We start from the raw sequence: 1,048 nt of genomic DNA, 5'->3' as shown, positions 1-1,048 counted from the left end.
AAACGCTAACTGGACAGGCTCCTAGAGGGACGCAGGACGCGATCGGATAGGTCAATGGGATACGCAAAGGGAGGAAGTTGAATTCCATCGAGTCACTCGAAACGGCCATCGGATCAGAAGAATGATAGCATCGTGATGCGCATCCGACGAGTCAGCTCGCCATCGCACCGATACTCGCAAGATGAAGACTAGGAGGATGTTACATTGGATGGGCAATTACAGGGGTTGATCGATGCCGTCGATGTGGCGCGCGATGAACGCTCCGTTCGCAACGCGATCAAGAAGTTTACTGGCTCATCCGGCTTCGACCGCTATGCCTACATTCATGTTCACGCCGACGATGCGGTTGCTTTCAGCGATTATCCTGCGGAATGGCTGAACCTCTATTTTGCAAAGCGATACATGATCATCGACCCTGTCGTGACGACCGCCAAGCGCAGCATGCGGATGTTCGCCTGGTCGGCGGAAGAGCGCGGCGTCCGCAGGAGCTCGCGCGAGATCAAGCAATTCTATTCGGAGGCGACTGACTTCGGCATCCGCTCGGGCGTTTCCGTTCCGATCAGGACAAGCTATGGCCGCACAGCGATGATCACGCTCGCATCAGATCGGCGGCGGGCCGAGGTCCCGCCATGGGATCCGATGCAGGCAGCATTGGCGCTCGCCTACATTCATGTTCGCCTCAGCCTGGCGTCTGTATCGTCCTTCAAAACAGGGGATGTGACGTTGTCGACGCAGGAAGCGACCTCGCTCAGCTGGTCGTCACACGGCAAGTCGATGAACGTGATCGCGGACTTGCTTGGGATCAAGCCACGAACAGTCCAGTTCTATCTGGATAACGCGCGCGACAAACTCGGCGCGAGCAACCTCCAGCAGGCCGTCCGCATCGCCATGGAGAGGAAGTTGATCTAGCATTACAGTTGTAATTTTTTCTTGAGATGGGCTTTGCGCGCAGTTGCCTGATGAGCCCTGCGCCAGAACGACCATGCGAGGACGCGGGCGTGCGGGATGCGCCGCTGGGCGAGCTTCATGGCGATGCGGCGGATTTCCG

The 1,048-nt window shown here is 57.6% G+C and carries 1 protein-coding gene; it reads left to right on the top strand.

What is annotated here, in order from left to right; genetic code table 11:
• The first annotated feature begins 204 nt into the window (after positions 1–204).
• Positions 205–909, top strand: a complete 705-nt coding sequence (locus CWO89_RS44515; protein ID WP_130231977.1) for an autoinducer binding domain-containing protein — start codon at positions 205–207, stop codon at positions 907–909.
• Positions 910–1,048: the final 139 nt, after the last annotated feature.

The sequence above is a fragment of the Bradyrhizobium sp. Leo170 genome (assembly GCF_004296405.1).
Classification (GTDB): Bacteria; Pseudomonadota; Alphaproteobacteria; order Rhizobiales; family Xanthobacteraceae; genus Bradyrhizobium.
The sequence above is the reverse complement of the archived record's forward strand: the minus strand, read 5'-3'. Positions and strand labels throughout refer to the sequence as shown.